Here is a 16,447-nt window from a genome sequence, read left to right on the forward strand (position 1 = left end):
CCGGGGTGTCGGCGCACCCCGCCGGTTTGGGGGGGTTTGCGCGGGGAGCCCCCGGGTGTCTTGGGGGGGGGGGGGGCTGTGCGGGGTCAGGCGCCGTTGCGGTGCGGCCAGCGGCCGTCGGCGGTGAAGTTCGGGTCGCGCTTCTTGCGCATGTAGTCCTGGAACGAGGTGGCCTGCTCGGCACACCAGCCGACCTGCTTGCGGTGGAGTTCCTCGGCGGAGATGCCGAGCTCGTCCGGGTACTTGCCCGCGATGGCCTGGGCGACACGCCCGGCAGCGATCGCGTCGGCTCCGGCGTCGTGGGCGTCGTCGAGCGTGACGCCGTAGAGCTCCGAGGCGGCTTCGAGCGTGCGCTTGCCCTTGCGGAAGGTGTCGAGCGCCTTGTCGATCACCAGCGGGTCGACGACATTGCCGATGACGGGGGAGGCGAACCCGTGCCGCTTCGCCTCGCGGTCGAGGACGGTGAGGTCGTACGGGGCGTTGTAGATCACCAGCGGGATGCCGCGGGCGAACACGGCCTCGATCGCGGCGATGATCTCGGCCACGACTTCGGCCGCGGGACGCCCCTCGGCCTGGGCACGCTCGGTGGTGTACCCGTGCACGGCGGCCGCGCCCTCGGGGATCGGCACGCCGGGGTCGGCGATCCACGCACCCTCGACGATGGAGGCCCCGGTCATGTCGATGAGGCCGACGTGGGCGGTGACGATGCGGGCCGTCTCGACATCGACCCCGGTGGTCTCGAGGTCGAAGACGCCCAGCGCGTGCCACCAGGGGCGACCCGTGAGGTCCTGGGACGGAGCGGGCGCGTCGAGCTGTGCTGTGGGGAACGTCACGCGGTCAGGCTAACGGGACGCACCGACACCCCCGACTACCGGGTCGGCGCGCCGACGTGCAGCCAGTAGAACGACTGCGTACCCATGGTCAGCGTCACGTTGCCGTCCTCGTCGAAGGACGGGAACGAACCGCCGCCGAACAGGTCGTAGAGCGGACGCCCCGCGAACTCCGGAGCGGACACCGTGACCGAGGTCGGGTTCGTCGCGAACGAGAACACGCAGAGGACGTCCTCGGCGGACGGGCCGAACTGCTGGCCGGAGCCCTCCCACGAGCGGACGAAGGCGAGGACCGAGTCGTTCGAGGTCTCCTGCACGTGCAGGGACCCGAGGCCGAACACCGGGTGGGCCTTGCGCGTGTGGATGACGTTCCGGACCCAGTGCAGCAGCGAGCGCGACTGGGCGAGCTGCGCCTCGACGTTGACCTGTGCGTAGTTGTACACGAGCGACTGGACGACGGGCAGGTAGAGCTTGCCCGGGTCGGCGGTGGAGAAGCCGGCGTTGCGGTCCGGCGTCCACTGCATCGGCGTGCGCGAGGAGTCGCGGTCCGGCAGCCAGATGTTGTCGCCCATCCCGATCTCGTCGCCGTAGTACAGGAACGGCGATCCGGGCAGCGAGAACAGCAGCGCGTGGATGAGCTCGAGCTCGGCGCGGGAGTTGTCGAGCAGGGGAGCGAGGCGTCGGCGGATACCGATGTTCGAGCGCATCCGCGGGTCGTAGCCGTACCAGCCGTACATCGCCTGCCGGTACTCCTCGCTCACCATCTCGAGCGTGAGCTCGTCGTGGTTGCGGAGGAAGACACCCCACGCCGCGCTGGCCGGCACGTCGAGGGTCTCGGACAGGATCGCCTTGAGCTCGGCGGCGTGCTGGGCCCGGAGCGAGTAGAAGATGCGCGGCATCACCGGGAAGTCGAACGCCATGTGGCACTCGGGCTCCTCGTCGGTCCCGAAGAACGCCGCCGTCTCGCGCGGCCACTGGTTGGCCTCGGCCAGGAGCACGCGGCCGGGGTACTCGTCGTCGACCATGGCGCGGAGCTTCTTGATGAACTCGTGGGTCTCCGGCTCGCCCTCGCCGTTGCCCTCCTCGGACTCGAACAGGTACGGGATCGCGTCGAGCCGGAGCCCGTCGACGCCCATGTCGAGCCAGTGCCGGACGACGTCGTAGATCGCCTCGATGACCGCGGGGTTCTCGAAGTTCAGGTCGGGCTGGTGCGAGAAGAAGCGGTGGAAGAAGAACTGGCGTCGGACCGGGTCGAAGGTCCAGTTGGACTCCTCGGTGTCGACGAAGATGATCCGGATGTTCGAGTAGTCCTCGTCGGTGTCCCGCCAGACGTAGAAGTCGCCGTAGGGGCCGTCCGGGTCCTCGCGGGACTGCTGGAACCACTCGTGCTGGTCACTGGTGTGGTTGATCACCATGTCGATCACGATGCGCATGTTCCGCTCGTGCGACTTCGTGACGAGCTCGCGGAAGTCGTCGAGCGTGCCGAACTCCGGCAGGATCGCCCGGTAGTCGGCGATGTCGTACCCGCCGTCGCGCATCGGCGACTGGAAGAACGGCGGCAGCCACAGGGCGTCCACGCCGAGCCACTGCAGGTAGTCGAGCTTGCCGATCACGCCCTGGATGTCGCCGATGCCGTCTCCGTTGGAGTCGACGAACGACCGGATCATGCACTCGTAGAAGACCGAGCGCTTGTACCACTGCGGGTCGAGCGTCAGGCCGGGCAGCTGGATCGGGGCTGTGAAGGTCACCGTGCTCCTCGTCGTCATCGACGGACCGGTCGACGGCCCGCCCCGGACACGATAGGCGCGAGATGCTGCGGGTGTCCGGGGTTTCGTGCGGTTCGCTCCCTAGACTGGCGCGGATGCAACCGCCCGTGCTCTCCCCGTACCAGTCGTTGATGGCCGCCACCCCGGTCGTGCACCGGGCCGTCCAGGTCGACGGCCGGACCACGCACTACTGGGTCTACGGGCCCGAGGACTCGGATCGCACCGTGCTCGCCGTGCACGGGTTCCGCGGGGACCACCACGGCCTCGAGGCCATCGCCGCGCACCTGCAGGGTGTGCGGGTGATCGTGCCCGACCTGCCCGGCTTCGGCGTGTCCGATCCGCTGCCGGTGTCGGACGTCGACGCGTACGTGGCCTGGTTGACCGGGTTCCACGCCGCGCTCGGGCTCGGCCGCGACACCGTGGTGCTCGGGCACTCGTTCGGGTCGATCGTGGTGTCGGCCACCGTCGCCGCCGGGCTCGACACCCGACTGCTCGTCCTCGTCAACCCCATCGCGGCCCCGGCCCTGCAGGGACCGCGTGCCGTGGGGACCGCGATCGCGATCGGGTACTACCGCGCCGGCGCGGTGCTGCCGAAGCCGATCGGGCTCGGGCTCCTGCGGAACGGCGCGATCGTCCGGGCGATGAGCATCGCGATGCTGAAGTCCCACGACCCCGCGGTCCGCCGGTGGGTGCACGACCAGCACGACCGGTACTTCTCGGCCTTCGCGAACCGCACGAGCGTGCTCGAGGCGTTCCGCACCTCGGTCACCCACGATGTCTCCGAGTACGCGGACCGGATCGAGGTGCCCGTGCTGCTCGTCGCGGCCGAGCACGACGACATCACCGCCGTCCCCGAACAGCGCGCACTCGCCGAGCGCCTGCGTGACGCCGAGCTCGTCGTGATCCCGGGTGTCGGCCACCTGGTGCACTACGAGACGCCGGCTCCGGCCGCGGCGGCGGTGCTCCGCCGGATGGCGGACACGGCCCGACGTACCGGACGCCAGGGACGCCCTGGACGCGGTGGGGCCACGACGGACAGCCGACCGTCGGGGGCGGGGCGGGCCTCCCGGACGGCGGACGCGTCGTGACGCGCCTGCGCATCGGCATCGACTGCCGGTACGTGCGGATCGGTCGGCACGACGGCATCAGCCGGTTCACCGCCGGTGTCGTCGCGCACCTGCCGGACCGGCACGAGTACGTGCTGCTCGTCAGTGACGAGCGCCAGCTCGAGTCGCTGCCGAGCGACCTGCCGTGGGAGCTGCTGCCCGCACCGACGGACGCGGGGGAGCCGCTCGTCGCCCGGCGCGTCAACCGGCTCGGGCTCGACGCGGTGTTCTCGCCGATGCAGACGATGGGGTCGCGGGGCCGTCGGTACGCGCTCGTCCTGACGCTGCACGACCTGATCTACTACCGCAACCGCACGCCCCCGCGGGAGTTCTCGTGGCCGCTGCGGCTCGGCTGGCGGGCGTTCCACCTGTCCTGGGCACCGCAGCGGTTCCTGCTGAACGGCGCGGACGGGGTGGTGACGGTGTCGGAGACGACCGCCGGGCTGATCGCCGAGCACCGGCTGACGAAGCGACCCGTGACGGTCGCCTACAACGCGGCCGACCCGGCGACACCGCGGTCGGCCGGAGCACCACGTCGACGCTCGCTCGTCTACATGGGCTCGTTCATGCCGTACAAGAACGTCGAGACCCTGGCGGCGGCGCTGCCGCTCCTCGGGGCGGACTGGACGCTGCACTGCATGTCGCGGGTGTCCGACGCCGACCAGGCACGGTTCGAGGGGCTCGCGCCCGCTGGGGCGATCGTGTTCCACGACGGCGCCACCGACGAGGAGTACCTGTCCGTGCTCCGTTCGGCCACCGCGCTGGCGACCGCGTCCTACGACGAGGGGTTCGGCATCCCGCTCGTCGAGGCGATGGGCGTCGGCACCCCGGTCGTCGTCAGCGACATCCCCATCTTCCGGGAGATCGGCGGCTCCGCTGCGGAGTACTTCGACCCGGCGTCGCCGTCCGCCGTCGCCGCGGCCGTCCGGCGGGTCGAGGAACGGTGGGATGAGGCCTCGCGGCAGTCGATCGAGCGTGCCGGACGGTTCCGGTGGCAGGACTCGGCGGAGCAGGTCGTCCGGGCCGTCGAGCGGGCCGTGGGGGACCGGCGGGTCTGAGGGATGGCGCTGGTGCTGGCGCTGGCGTGGTCTCGCGGTTGGTGGTCTCGCGGTTCGTGACGATGCGGAACGACGATGTCGATGTCGTACGACGTCGACGGTGTCGTTCCACGTCGTCCGCCCCGCCCCGCCCCGCGACCACCGCCCGATCACTTCGCCGCGATGACCTGCACGTCCGCCCCGGGGAACACCTTCTGCGTCTCCTGGGTCGCCCGCGCCACGATCGGCGGCACCGCGGCACCCCGACCCGGGGTCCGGACGACGACGGACTGGTCGCCTGCGGTGTCGGACGGGTCGCCGCCGCGCTCCCACGAGCAGCGGACCTCGGTGACACCGCCGATGTGGTCGAGCGTGTCCGCCAGCGCCAGGCGCTTCGCCGCGACCTCGCCGGCACCGGTGACGCCGATCTCCAGGTTGCCGAGGTCGGCGATCACGACGACCCGGACGCCGTTGCCGCCCGACTCGTCGGCCGCTCGGCTGATGGCGGCGACCAGGTCACGCCGGGCCGCGGTGTCGAGCGTGGGGTCGGCGCGGACGGTGGCGACGGCGTCGTAGCTGGCGAACGCGGTCTTCGACGGGGTGTGGTGCCGCACGTCGGTGACGCCGGGCAGGGCACTCACCCGCTCGTCGAACCGGTCGAGCGCGACATCGGGGCGCGGGAAGACCCCGCCGATGCCGTTCTGGACACTCCCGATGATCGAGCCGAGCACCACGGCGATGACCACGGCGACCGCCAGGACACTGCCGCCGATGATGAACCAGGTGCGCGCCCGCGTGCGGGTCGGGACGCTCGCCGTCTCGGGACCGAACACCCGGTCGAGGTCGTCGTCCTGTTGGTCGAGGGCATGCTGGCCGTGTCGGCTGGTCCCGTCGTCGGACATGTGGCTCCCCTCACCCCGGTGTGCGGGTGCGTCGGAGCCTAGTCCCCGGTCAGCCCCGGCGTTCCAAGGGGTTCTGGTACTCGAACGCCGACCCACCGGTGTCGTCGGACACGTCGTCGATCGGGTCGTCGAACCGGACGAGTTCGGCGTGGAAGCGTTCGGGGTCCCACCGGAACGAGTGGATGGACCCGTTCCGGATCGGGGTGTGGCGGCGGTCGGCGGTGCCGGGGGCTGCGGCGTTCACGACGCTGCGGATCACCGCGCCGTGGGTCGCGACCACGACGACGCCGGCGTCGAACCGGACCGCGATCTCACCGAGGGTCTCGGTGACACGGGCGAGCAGCGCGGAGCGGGACTCCCGGCCGGGGATGTCGTCGTGCGGGTACCGTGCCGACACCTCGTCGTCGGTCAGGCCCTCGGCTTCGCCGTAGGAGCGCTCGGCCAGGCCCGGGTACGTCGTCGGTGCGTCGAGGCCGAGGCGGTCGGCGATGATCGCGCCCGTCTCGGCCGCCCGCGACAGCGGGGACGCCACGACGGCGTCGAACGGCCGGCGGGTCAGGAGCTCGGCGGCCTCGGCGGCCTGCCGTCGTCCGGTGTCGTTGAGCGGGATGTCGGTGGAGCCCTGGATGCGGCGTTGCGCGTTCCAGTCGGTCTCGCCGTGCCGGACGAGGTACAGGAGTGTCGTCACCCGTCGATCTTCGCAGACGCGCCCGGCAGGCCCGTCCGGCGACCGCGCCCGGCACGCCCGTCCGGCGACCGCGCCCGGCAGGCCCGTCCGGCGACCGCGCCCGGCAGGCCCGTCCGGCGACCGCGCCGGCCCGTCCGGCGACCGCGACCGCGCTAGTCGGTCGAAGCCGCTGCGCTGAGCCGCTCCGCCAGGTGCACGAGCGTCTCGGTGGTGCCAGCGTCGAGCTTCACCGCCGCACGGCGGTCACTGCGGGTCTCGCCGCGGTTCACGATGACCACCGGGTTCCTGCGGCGCGCAGCGTGGTCGACCAGCCGCACGCCCGAGTTCACGGTGAGTGAGGAACCGACGACGAGCAGCGCGTCGGCGTCGGCGACGATCGACACGGCCTCGCGGAACTTCTCGGCCGGCACGAACTCGCCGAAGAAGACGACGTCGGGCTTCAGGTCGCCGCCGCACACGGAGCACGCGGGGACGACGAACCGCTCGACGTCGGTGATCTCGACGTCACCGTCCGGCTGCAGCTGCACGGACCCGGGCTCGTCGATCCAGGGGTTCGCCCGGTCGATGGTGGCGGCGAGGTCGGAGCGGGAGAACACCTGGCCGCACCGCAGGCACACGGCGCGGTCCATCGAGCCGTGGATCTCGACGACGCGGCGGGACCCGGCGCGCAGGTGCAGGCCGTCGACGTTCTGCGTGATGACCCCGGCGACGATCCCGGCGTCCTCGAGTGCGGCGAGCGCCCGGTGCCCGTCGTTCGGCACGGCGGCCGCGAAGCTCCGCCAGCCCAGGTGCGATCCGGCCCAGTAGCGCTGGCGCTTCGCGGGGTCGGCCAGGAACTCCTGGAACGTCATCGGCTTGCGCACCACCCGCCCGGCGCCGCGGTAGTCGGGGATGCCGGAGTCGGTGCTCAGACCGGCACCGGAGAGCACGGCGATGCGCTTGCCGCCGAGCACCTCGACGACGCGGTCCAGGTCGTCGGCGGTCACCGACCCGGCGGCCGCCCCGGTGGTCGGCCCGGTCGTCGACGCAGCATCATCCAGCACCCTGTTCACGGTACCCTCAACACCCGACCGTCCCGGTCGCTTCCCAGGCGGATCGGACATCGGCGGACCCGCGCCAGCGCCGCCCCACCGGACCCACGCCGCGCCCCACACCACCCACACCCCCCCGCACCACACCGAAACGAGCCCCGTGCACCCCGTCCGCATCGACTCCCTCGACGATCCCCGTCTCGACGACTTCGCCCGGCTCACCGACGTGGCGCTCCGCCGGGTCTCGGAGCCCGCTGGCGGCCTGTACATCGCCGAGTCGAACACGGTCATCGAGCGCGCGGTCCGCGCGGGTCACGTGCCGCGGAGCATCCTGGTGCAGGAGAAGTGGCTCGACAGCGTCCTGCCCCTGGTCGCGGAGCACGACGGCCCCGTGTTCGTCGGTGCCGACGCCCTGCTCGAGGAGCTCACCGGCTTCCGCATGCACCGCGGTGCGATCGCCGCGATGCAGCGCCCCGAGCTGCCGAGCGTCGCCGACGTGGTGCGGGACGCGAAGGTCGTCGTCGTGCTCGAGGACATCGTCGACCACACGAACGTCGGCGCGGTGTTCCGCAGCGTCGCCGGCCTGGGCGCCGACGCGGTGCTCGTCAGCCCGCGGTGTGCCGACCCGCTGTACCGCCGGAGCGTCCGTGTGAGCATGGGCACGGTGCTGCAGGTGCCGTGGACCCGCATCGGCGACTGGCCCGCGGCGGGCGAGGAACTCCGCGCGCAGGGCTTCCACCTGGCCGCGATGGCACTGACCGACGAGTCCGTCGACCTCGACGCCTTCGTGGCGGACCTGCCCGACCGGGTCGCGCTCGTGATGGGCACCGAGGGGCAGGGGCTGACGCCGGCCGCGATCGCGTCGGCCGACACGACCGTCCGGATCCCGATGGCGCACGGCGTCGACTCGCTCAACGTGGCCGCGGCGAGCGCCGTCGGTCTGTGGGCGGTCACCCACGCCCGGCGGCTCGCCTCCTAGCGCACCACCGAGACCGTCGGGAGGCCCGGGGCGGCCTGGTCGGGCAGCATGCCCCCGGCGCGGATCACCAGGGCACGGTCGGTGGCCGGCCCACCGACCAGGCAGACGCCGACGGGCGCGCCGTCCACGGTCAGCGCCGGTGCGCTCACCGCGGGCAGCCCACCGACGCTCGCGAGCGCGGTCATCGCCGTGGTGGCGGTCCGGGTGCGCTCGAGCGCCGCGGCGTCCGAGTGGAGCAGGGGTGCGGGTCCTGGGACGGTCGGGAACAGCAGGGTCCGACCGTCCAGGGCACGGCGGATCGTCGCACGGACCTCGTCGAGACGTGCCACGGCGTCCGCGGTCGCGTCGGGGTCGTTCGCCCGTGCCACGCGGAACCGGTCACCGACGACGGTGCTCAGGGCGCCGGGGTGCGCGTCGATCCAGGGGCCGTGGGCGGCGAGGGCCTCGGCGGCCTGGACGAGCCGCATCTGCTCCTGCAGCGCTGCGGGGTCCGGGATGCCGAGGTCGCGCAGTCGGACGGTCGCGACGGGTTCGTCGCGTGCTTCGACGAAGGCGGCGAAGGCTCGGGCGACGGCCGGTTCGACGAGTGCGACGAGTTCCTCGGGGACGACGAGCACGGTCGCATCGAGTGCCCCGCCGGGCGCCGACGGTGGCGGGACGGTGGCGTCGAGGGCGGCGAGCAGGACCACGGGGCTCCGCGTGAGCCACCCGACGGTGTCGAACGACGGCGCGAGCGGGAGCAGCCCGTCGCGGGACACCGTGCCGTGGGTCGTCCGGAGGCCCCAGAGCCCCTGGTACGAGGCGGGGACCCGGACCGATCCCGCGGTGTCCGTGCCGATCCCGATCTCGGCCGTGCCGAGGCCGACGGCCGATGCGGATCCGCTGGACGAGCCTCCAGGCAGTCGGGTGGGAGCCGCGCTGTTCGGCGGCGTGCCGTGGTGCGCGTTCCGGCCCGTCAGGTTGTACGCGAACTCGTCGGTGCGCGCGATCCCGCGGATCGAGGCACCGGCGGCGAGGAGCGCGGCGACCGCTGCGGCGGGCGCGGTCTCGACCGGTGCTTCGCGCAGGTACGTCGGGTTGCCCGCGCCGACCGGCTGGCCGGGGACCGCGTAGAGGTCCTTGACGGCGACGGTCAGGCCGTCGAGCGATCCGGAGGCGGTGGGGGCGACGAGCGGGTCGCCGACGGCCCGCCAGACGGTGGTGTCGACGGCCTTCGGGCGGCCGGTGACGTGGGCTGCTTCGATGCGCCAGCCGGTGCCGCCGTCGCGGCACCAGAGCTGGGTCTGGAGGCCCTGCCCACCCGCGGCGAACCGGGACACCGACACGACGAGGGCGCGGTCCTCGGTCAGGGGGCGGACCTCGACGTGCGTCAGCGACCGGGTGGCGACCCCACCCCGCGCCCCGCGGAACGCGCTGATCGCGTCGTGCCCGACGAGCAGGCCACGGTCGTCGCCGCGCATCGTGCCGGGGGAGTCGACGAAGGCGGCGTCGAGGGCGTCGAGGTCGTTCGCCAGCAGGGCGGTCTCGTAGGCGTCGAGCGCCTCGAGCAGTCCGTCGGGCGCCGTCGACGTGGGGGGCGTGGTCATCGGACGGGCTCCTCGAAGTCGGCCTTGCGGATGCGGGCGTGGACACCGGTGACCAGGTCCACCACCTGCGAGATGTTGAAGTCGGTCGCCGCGGACAGGTACGCGTACGCCAGGTGGCGTTCCATGCCCCAGCGCGCGCCGAGGATCGCGACGGCGTGCCGGACGCACTGCCGGACGGCCTCGTCGAGGTCGGGGTCCATGCCGGTGGGCACGAGGAACTCCTGCGTCTCGGCGACGGGCCAGACCAGGTCCCCGAAGCGCGCGGTCGCCTCGGAAGCCGGGGTCAGGTCGAAGCGGATCGTGGCGCGGAGCGAGGCCTCCATCGCGGTGAGCGCCACCTCGCCGTCGCCCTGGGCGAAGTGCGGGTCACCGACGTGGGCGAGCGCGCCGGGGACGAGCACCGGCAGGTGCAGCTGCGAGCCGGCCTGCAGCAGGTTGACGTCGATGTTGCCGCCGTGGCGACCGGGCGGGACGGAGTGCAGCCGCTCCCCGGGGGTGGCGACGCCCATGATCCCGAGGAACGGGGCGAGGGGGAAGTGCGCGAAGCGGTCGCGTGCGGCGGTGAGCGGGATGCGGCCCCGCCGGCCCAGGTCGGTGTCCACGACGTCGGCGAAGACGCTCACCGTCGTGCCGTCGACCGGGAACTCACCGTGCAGGGCACCGCGGCCGTGCCGGTTCGACACGACGCCGTAGTGCACCCGGGGCAGGGTCTCGAGGACCGTCATCGTCAGCACGTCACCGGGACGGGCACCGCGCACCGCGATCGGCCCGGACACCACGTGTGGACCGTCCGCCGCGGGGTCGCGGTGGCCGGAGCGGGCGATCGCGACGGCGTCGGCGAGGACGTGCTCCGGTGCGACGCCGTGGTCGCCGAACCAGGCAACGGGGTCGCTGCCCTGGTCGGGGAGGATCCCCTCGTGGCTGACCGTGTCGATGGTGACCGACGCGCCGGGGGCGATCGTCAGGGCCGGGGTGTCGCCCTCGCCCGGCAGGCGACCCCACAGGACGGTCTCCGGGTCGACGGGCAGGAAGTGGTCGCCGCGGACGGGTCCGGCGCCGGGCTGCAGGGTCGCCACCGCCGGGGCGGTGGTCTCGTGTGCGGTGGTCATCGGTCCGTCCTCCGTTCGACCAGGTGGGCCACGTCGGCGAGGTGGTCGGCCATCGCCTGCGTCGCGCCCTCGACGTCGTGCTCCCGGATCCGCCCGAGGATCCGCTCGTGCCACTCGAACGACGACCGGCGCCCCTCGCTGGTGCTGTGCGAGCGGGCACGCACGTCCTGCACCCAACCGCTGCTGAGCTCGCACAACGACACGAGCAGGGGGTTGCCCGAGGTGCGGGCGACCTGCACGTGGAAGGCGACGTCCTGGGCGAGCGACTCCTCCGGGCTCAGACCAGCGTGCGTCGCGGCGAGGATGCGTTCCAGGGTCAGCAGGTCGGCCTCGCCAGCCCGCGCCGCCGCGATTCCGGCGACCTGCGGCTCGACGACGGTCCGGAACTCGGCGACGTGCTCGGCCCGGTGGTCCAGGTCGTCGCGGTGGTGGTCGAGCAGGGCGGACGCCTCCTCCGGTCGCGGCAGCACGACGGTGCCACGGCCGGGGGTCCGGGAGACCAGACGACGGCGCTCGAGTTCCTGCAGCGCCTCCCGGATGGTCGTGCGGGACACGGCGAGGTCCTCGGCGAGGGTGCGTTCCGGCGGCAGCTTGTCGCCGGGCTGCAGGTCGTCGAGCACGAGCGTGCCGAGGTGGGCGGCGGTCGCCGCGCTCAGGGTCCGTCCACGGTGCATGCCCTCGACCGTAGGGCCGGTTGGTCTGCTTGGTTCATTGGTACGACCATCTTTTACACGGCCGTCACACGCGGCGTCGGAACCCGAAACACGGCGGGCGAATGGTGGAGCACGTCCCACCCGCACCGACCGGAAGAGGGTTCGACGTGGACCTGGTCCTCACCAACGCACGGCTGACCGACGGCCGCTCCGTCGACGTCGCGATCGCCGACGGCGTGATCGTCAGCGTGACCGACGCGCTGCCCGGGCCGGGCTCGGCGCACGGCACCGACACCGGTGCTGCTCCCACCCGCGTGGTCGACTGCGCCGGGCGCGTGGTCATCCCCGGGCTCATCGAGGCACACCTGCACGTCGACAAGGCCCTGCTCGACCGGGAACGCCCGAACCCCGACGGCACCCTCGCCGGCGCCATCGCCGTCACGGGGGAGCTCAAGCGCGGCTTCACCCACGCCACCGTCCGCGACCGCGCCCGCACCCTGCTCGACCAGGCCATCACGAACGGCACGACGCTCGTCCGCGCACACCCCGACGTCGACCCGATCGTCGGACTCACCGGCGTCGAGGTGCTGCTCGACCTGCGCGACGAGTACCGGGAGGCCCTCGACCTGCAGATCGTCGCGTTCCCCCAGGAGGGCATGGCCAAGGCACCGGGCACCCTCGCGCTGCTCCGTCAGGCGCTCGCCGCGGGGGCGGACGTCATCGGGGGCTGCACCTACAACGAGCACACCCTTGCCGCGTGCCACGAACACGTCGAGACCGTCCTGGACCTCGCCGAGGAGTTCGGGGTGCCGGCCGACCTGCACGCCGACTTCGCCGACGACACCTCCGACCCGCGGTACGCCCTCGCCGGGCACATCGCCGACCGCGTGACCGCCCGCGGGCTGCAGGGACGGGTGGCGCTCGGTCACGTGACCTCGGTCGCGAGCCTGCCCCGCGGCGAGCGCCGGGTGCTGTTCGACCGCCTCGCTGCCGCCGGGGTCGCCGTGGTGCCGCTGCCCGCGACCGACCTGCACCTGGGGGGACGGTCCGACGACCACGACGTGCGGCGCGGGGTCGTGCCGGTCCGCGAACTCTGGGACGCCGGGGTCACGAGCGCCTACGCGTCGAACAACGTCCGGAACGCCTTCACCCCGTTCGGCAACGCCGACCTGCTCGACGTCGGGCTGCTCCTGGCGCAGACCGGGCACCTGTCCGGCCCGGACGACCTGCGACGGGTGCTCGCCATGGCCACCACCGGCGCGGCCGAGGTCGTCGGCGTCGCGGACACCCACGGCATCCGGCCCGGTGCCGCCGCCGACCTCGTCGTGCTCTCCACCACCGACCCGGACGGCGTCCTGCTCGACCGGCCGGACCGTGCCCTCGTCCTCAAGCGCGGCCGGGTCGTCGCCGAGACCACCCGGACCGTCCGTCTCACCACCAGCCCCACCACGAACCGATCGAAGGAACTCAGCCATGCGTGAACGGATCCCGCACGAGATCGTCGCCTCCGTCCTGGCCGGTGCCACGGCGTTCATCGGCGGCAACGCCCTGCACCTGCCGACCTGGGCGATCTTCATCAGCTGGGCGGGGATGTTCCTGCTCGGCGGCAAGCCGACGCTGCGGAACGCCACCCGCCTGTGGGCCGCGATGCCGATCGGGTCGGCGTTCGGCCTGGTCATCGTCCTGCTCGACCAGCGGTTCGGCACCCTGTTCGGCGAGGGGCAGGCGGCGCAGAACACCGTGCTGGCGCTGCTCATCCTCGTCGTGAACTGCGCCCTGATGTACACGGGTCGGACGAAGCTGTTCGGGCTCGTCCCCGGGATGTTCCTCGGGTTCGCCTCGTTCTTCGCGACGTGCTTCGGCGGCTTCGGCTTCGACCCGGGGAACGCCTGGGCAGCCTGGGTGTCGGTCGTGCTGATGAACGCGCTCGGTCCGGTGTTCGCGTACCTGTCCCGCCGCCTGACCTTCGCCCGGCCCGAGCCGGCCGGCACCGTCGTCGAGGCCGACCCCGTCGTCGCGGCCGGCGGCGCAGTGGCCACCGGCGCAGTGGCCCCGGCCCCGGCCCCGGCCCCGGCTCCGGAACGCCAGCCCGACCAGCCCGTCGCAGCCTCGGCCTAGGAGCGGACCGGTACGCTCGGGTCCCGTGTCACCAGTCGTCCGCCGCCCCCGCTCCGCCGTCCGGAGGCCGGTCACGATCTCGGTGGTCGCCGTCCTGCTCCTCGTCGCCGGCTACCTCGTCGCTGCGGCGGTCGTGCCGTTCGCCCCCGCGAGCGCGAGCACCACCACCTACTCGGCACCCACGACGAGCGTGCCGGACCTGCGGTTCCCCGGCTACGGTGCCACGGCGGTCGAGGCGACCGACTTCCCGGAGAGCCTCCGCACCAGCGGCGACACGAAGCCCCGGTCGATCGCGAGCATCTCGAAGATCGTCACCGCTCTCGTCGTCCTCGACGCGAAGCCCCTCGAGCGGGGCGAGCCGGGGCCCTCGATCGCCTTCAACCCGGAGATGCAGGGGTTGTACGCCAAGTACGCGGCGGTGAACGGCGAGGTCGCGCCGATGCCAGCCGGACTGAAGCTGTCCGAGTACCAGACCCTGCAGGTCATGCTGATGAAGTCGGCGAACAACTACGCAGGGGCCCTCGCCATCTGGGCGTTCGGGTCGCTGGAGGCGTACGACCGTGCCGCGGACGCGTGGCTCGACCGGCAGGGCCTCGACGACACCACGATCGAGGAGCCGACCGGCCTCGACGCGGACAACCGGTCCACCGCGACCGACCTGGTGGCGCTCGGTCAGCTCGCGCTCGCGAACCCGGTCGTGCAACAGGTCGTCGGGACGAAGCAGGTGACCGTGCCCGGTGCGGGGCAGATCGAGAACTCGAACAAGCTCCTCGGCCTCGACGGCATCGAGGGGATCAAGACCGGCACCCTCGACGAGGCCGGCGCCTGTCTGCTGTTCGCGGCGACGTACGAGCGCGGTGGCAGGCACGTCACCGTCGTCGGCGTGATGCTCGGCGGTGTCGACCACGACTCCCTCGACGTCGACGTGCAGCGGTTGCTGCGGTCCGTGGCGGACAACTTCCAGGTCGTGACCCTCACCCACCAGGGGCAGACCTTCGGCACGTTCTCGACCCCGTGGCAGGACGAGGCCGACGCGGTCACGACGAAGGCCGCCGAGGTGCTCGTGTGGGGCAAGACCACCGTCACCGCGAAGGCGAAGCTGCAGCAGGTGACCTTCGGCACCAAGGGCGAACGGGTCGGGCAGGTCCGGTTCCGCATCTCCGACCACGACCCGGTCACGGTGCCGCTCGCGCTCGAACGCACGATCGACGACCCCGGCGTCTGGTGGCGCTGGACGAACCCGTTCCAGGGGGCGTGACGCCCGTCGTCCGCCGACCGTAGAGTCGGTCGGGTGACGACGATGACGACGTTCCCCCGGACCACCCCCGCCGCCCTCGGCATCGACCCCGGCGGCGTGACCGCCCTGCTCGACGCCCTCGAGTCCACGCCCGACGTGGAGACGCACAGCATCATGCTGCTCCGGCACGGCCAGGTGGCAGCCGAGGGCTGGTGGCAGCCCTACGCCGCCGACCGCGTGCACCTGCTCTACTCGTTGAGCAAGAGCTTCACCGCCGCGGGGGTCGGCATCGCCGTCCGGGCGGGCCTGATCGACCTCGACGCGACCGTGCTGTCGTACTTCCCGGAGCTCGACGCCGACGTCACCGACGAACGCAGCCGCCGCATCCGCGTCCGGCACCTGCTCGCGATGGCGAGCGGCCACCGCGAGGAGACGATCGACCGTGCCCAGGCCCTCGACCCGACGAACACCGTGCGCGGGTTCCTGCTGCTCCCGCCGGACGCGGAGCCCGGCACGGTCTTCGCCTACAACCAGCCGTGCACCTACACCCTCGCCGAGATCGTCCGGCGGGTGACCGGCGGTTCCCTCGTCGCGTGGCTCCGCCCGCACCTGCTCGACCCGCTCGGCATCGACGACCTCGCCTGGCGCCGCGACGACACCGGCGCGGAACTCGGGTACAGCGGGTGCTACGCCCCGACCGACGCGGTTGCCAAGCTCGGCCAGCTGTACCTGCAGGGCGGCGTCTGGGACGGCGAGCGGATCCTCGACGCCGACTGGGTCGAGCAGGCGACCAGCACGCAGGTCGCCAACCCGGACGAGGCCAACCCCGACTGGTCCCAGGGCTACGGCTTCCAGTTCTGGATGGCCCGTCACGGCTTCCGCGGCGACGGCGCCTACGGGCAGTTCTGCGTCGTCCTGCCGGAGCAGGGCGTCGTGCTCGCGATGACCGGCCAGAGCCTCGACATGCAGGCCGTCCTCGACGCGGTCTGGGAGCACCTGCTGCCCGCCGTCGACCGCACGCCCGACGCGGCCTCGGCATCCGCCCTGGAGGCCCGGCTCGCCTCCCTGGGACTGCCCGCCGTGGACGGTGGTCCGCTGCAGGGCCTCGCCGACGTCGGTCCGCTGGCCCGCGACGGCGACGGGTGGCGGCTCACGCTCGACGTCGACGGCGGCTCCCTGTCGGTGCCGGTCGGGCAGGGGGAGTGGGCCGTCGAGGGCCCGCTCGCCGCGAGCGGTGCCGTCGCGGACGACGGGACGGTCCTGGTCGACGTGCGGTTCGTCGAGACCCCGCACCTGGCGCACGTCCGGATCGAACCCGCCACGGGATCGACGACGACGAGCTGGCAGACCGAGCCGCTGCACGACGGACCGCTCACGCTGCGGCGCCCCGCGGACTGAGGGCCCG

The 16,447-nt window shown here is 72.8% G+C and carries 15 protein-coding genes; 7 read left to right on the top strand and 8 right to left on the bottom strand.

All coding sequences use genetic code 11. The annotated features are described in order from the left end of the window. Positions 1-86: 86 nt before the first annotated feature. Complete coding sequence (locus tag DEJ00_RS03620; RefSeq protein ID WP_027465668.1) at positions 87-833, bottom strand: 3'-5' exonuclease; 747 nt, start codon at positions 831-833, stop codon at positions 87-89. Positions 834-868: 35 nt separating this feature from the next. Next, positions 869-2,578 carry a maltose alpha-D-glucosyltransferase gene (treS, locus tag DEJ00_RS03625; protein WP_027465667.1) on the bottom strand — a complete coding sequence of 570 codons (1,710 nt, stop codon included), beginning with the start codon at positions 2,576-2,578 and terminating at the stop codon, positions 869-871. Positions 2,579-2,691: 113 nt separating this feature from the next. On the opposite strand from treS, the gene DEJ00_RS03630 reads away from it, so the two are divergent. Together DEJ00_RS03630 and DEJ00_RS03635 are read left to right on the top strand one after the other, a co-directional pair. Next, on the top strand, positions 2,692-3,684 hold the full coding sequence (locus tag DEJ00_RS03630) for an alpha/beta fold hydrolase (RefSeq protein WP_258373519.1): 993 nt from the start codon (positions 2,692-2,694) through the stop codon (positions 3,682-3,684). A 5-nt stretch (positions 3,685-3,689) separates the two neighbouring features. Then, on the top strand, positions 3,690-4,760 hold the full coding sequence (locus DEJ00_RS03635; RefSeq protein WP_111056463.1) for a glycosyltransferase family 1 protein: 1,071 nt from the start codon (positions 3,690-3,692) through the stop codon (positions 4,758-4,760). A gap of 149 nt (positions 4,761-4,909) precedes the next feature. Here the strand turns inward: DEJ00_RS03635 and DEJ00_RS03640 are convergent, their stop codons facing one another. The 3 genes from DEJ00_RS03640 to DEJ00_RS03650 form a co-directional block, all read right to left on the bottom strand. Then, a complete protein-coding gene (locus DEJ00_RS03640; protein WP_111056425.1) occupies positions 4,910-5,641 on the bottom strand; it encodes a hypothetical protein in 732 nt (243 codons plus the stop codon). Between the two features lie 49 nt (positions 5,642-5,690). After that, positions 5,691-6,329: a histidine phosphatase family protein gene (locus DEJ00_RS03645; RefSeq protein WP_111056426.1), complete on the bottom strand. Its 639-nt coding sequence runs from the start codon at positions 6,327-6,329 to the stop codon at positions 5,691-5,693. A 152-nt stretch (positions 6,330-6,481) separates the two neighbouring features. Next, positions 6,482-7,315: a Sir2 family NAD-dependent protein deacetylase gene (locus DEJ00_RS03650; protein ID WP_258373523.1), complete on the bottom strand. Its 834-nt coding sequence runs from the start codon at positions 7,313-7,315 to the stop codon at positions 6,482-6,484. 205 nt (positions 7,316-7,520) lie between these two features. Between DEJ00_RS03650 and DEJ00_RS03655 the strand changes: the two genes are divergently transcribed. Continuing rightward, complete coding sequence (locus DEJ00_RS03655) at positions 7,521-8,339, top strand: RNA methyltransferase (RefSeq protein WP_071244722.1); 819 nt, start codon at positions 7,521-7,523, stop codon at positions 8,337-8,339. Here DEJ00_RS03655 and DEJ00_RS03660 read toward each other — a convergent pair. Genes DEJ00_RS03660 through DEJ00_RS03670 form a run of 3 tightly spaced genes read right to left on the bottom strand, consistent with a single transcriptional unit; the run spans position 8,336 to position 11,708 of the window. Further along, the gene (locus DEJ00_RS03660) at positions 8,336-9,925 is read right to left on the bottom strand and encodes an AtzH-like domain-containing protein (protein ID WP_111056428.1); all 1,590 of its coding nucleotides are present in this window, start codon (positions 9,923-9,925) and stop codon (positions 8,336-8,338) included. The two genes, DEJ00_RS03655 and DEJ00_RS03660, sit on opposite strands and share 4 nt — an antisense overlap. Next, positions 9,922-11,034 carry an acetamidase/formamidase family protein gene (locus DEJ00_RS03665; RefSeq protein ID WP_111056429.1) on the bottom strand — a complete coding sequence of 371 codons (1,113 nt, stop codon included), beginning with the start codon at positions 11,032-11,034 and terminating at the stop codon, positions 9,922-9,924. Before DEJ00_RS03665 ends, DEJ00_RS03660 begins: the two co-directional genes overlap by 4 nt. Beyond that, positions 11,031-11,708, bottom strand: coding sequence for a FadR/GntR family transcriptional regulator (locus tag DEJ00_RS03670; RefSeq protein ID WP_111056430.1), 678 nt, complete (start codon positions 11,706-11,708; stop codon positions 11,031-11,033). The genes DEJ00_RS03665 and DEJ00_RS03670 overlap by 4 nt, the downstream gene beginning before the upstream one ends. A gap of 146 nt (positions 11,709-11,854) precedes the next feature. On the opposite strand from DEJ00_RS03670, the gene DEJ00_RS03675 reads away from it, so the two are divergent. From DEJ00_RS03675 to DEJ00_RS03690, 4 genes are read left to right on the top strand one after another with little or no spacing between them, the layout of a single operon-like run. Further along, the gene (locus DEJ00_RS03675; RefSeq protein ID WP_111056431.1) at positions 11,855-13,168 is read left to right on the top strand and encodes an amidohydrolase family protein; all 1,314 of its coding nucleotides are present in this window, start codon (positions 11,855-11,857) and stop codon (positions 13,166-13,168) included. Then, entirely contained in the window at positions 13,161-13,805 is a 645-nt protein-coding gene (locus DEJ00_RS03680; protein ID WP_111056432.1) for a DUF1097 domain-containing protein, read from the top strand. The genes DEJ00_RS03675 and DEJ00_RS03680 overlap by 8 nt, the downstream gene beginning before the upstream one ends. Before the next feature lie 25 nt (positions 13,806-13,830). Then, positions 13,831-15,063 (top strand): D-alanyl-D-alanine carboxypeptidase family protein, encoded by a 1,233-nt coding sequence (locus DEJ00_RS03685; RefSeq protein ID WP_111056433.1) that lies wholly within the window; start codon positions 13,831-13,833, stop codon positions 15,061-15,063. A 42-nt stretch (positions 15,064-15,105) separates the two neighbouring features. Continuing rightward, positions 15,106-16,440, top strand: coding sequence for a serine hydrolase (locus tag DEJ00_RS03690; RefSeq protein WP_181440081.1), 1,335 nt, complete (start codon positions 15,106-15,108; stop codon positions 16,438-16,440). The last annotated feature ends 7 nt before the right edge of the window (positions 16,441-16,447 follow it).

Source organism: Curtobacterium sp. MCLR17_039, assembly GCF_003234745.1.
Classification (GTDB): Bacteria; Actinomycetota; Actinomycetes; order Actinomycetales; family Microbacteriaceae; genus Curtobacterium; species Curtobacterium flaccumfaciens.

Coding starts and splice junctions, on each gene's coding strand:
- DEJ00_RS03640 (WP_111056425.1), bottom strand. CDS start 5,641: ATGTCCGACGACGGGACCAGCCGACACGGCCAGCATGCCCTCGACCAA.
- DEJ00_RS03670 (WP_111056430.1), bottom strand. CDS start 11,708: ATGCACCGTGGACGGACCCTGAGCGCGGCGACCGCCGCCCACCTCGGC.
- DEJ00_RS03630 (WP_258373519.1), top strand. CDS start 2,692: ATGCAACCGCCCGTGCTCTCCCCGTACCAGTCGTTGATGGCCGCCACC.
- DEJ00_RS03690 (WP_181440081.1), top strand. CDS start 15,106: ATGACGACGTTCCCCCGGACCACCCCCGCCGCCCTCGGCATCGACCCC.
- DEJ00_RS03665 (WP_111056429.1), bottom strand. CDS start 11,034: ATGACCACCGCACACGAGACCACCGCCCCGGCGGTGGCGACCCTGCAG.
- DEJ00_RS03660 (WP_111056428.1), bottom strand. CDS start 9,925: ATGACCACGCCCCCCACGTCGACGGCGCCCGACGGACTGCTCGAGGCG.
- DEJ00_RS03680 (WP_111056432.1), top strand. CDS start 13,161: ATGCGTGAACGGATCCCGCACGAGATCGTCGCCTCCGTCCTGGCCGGT.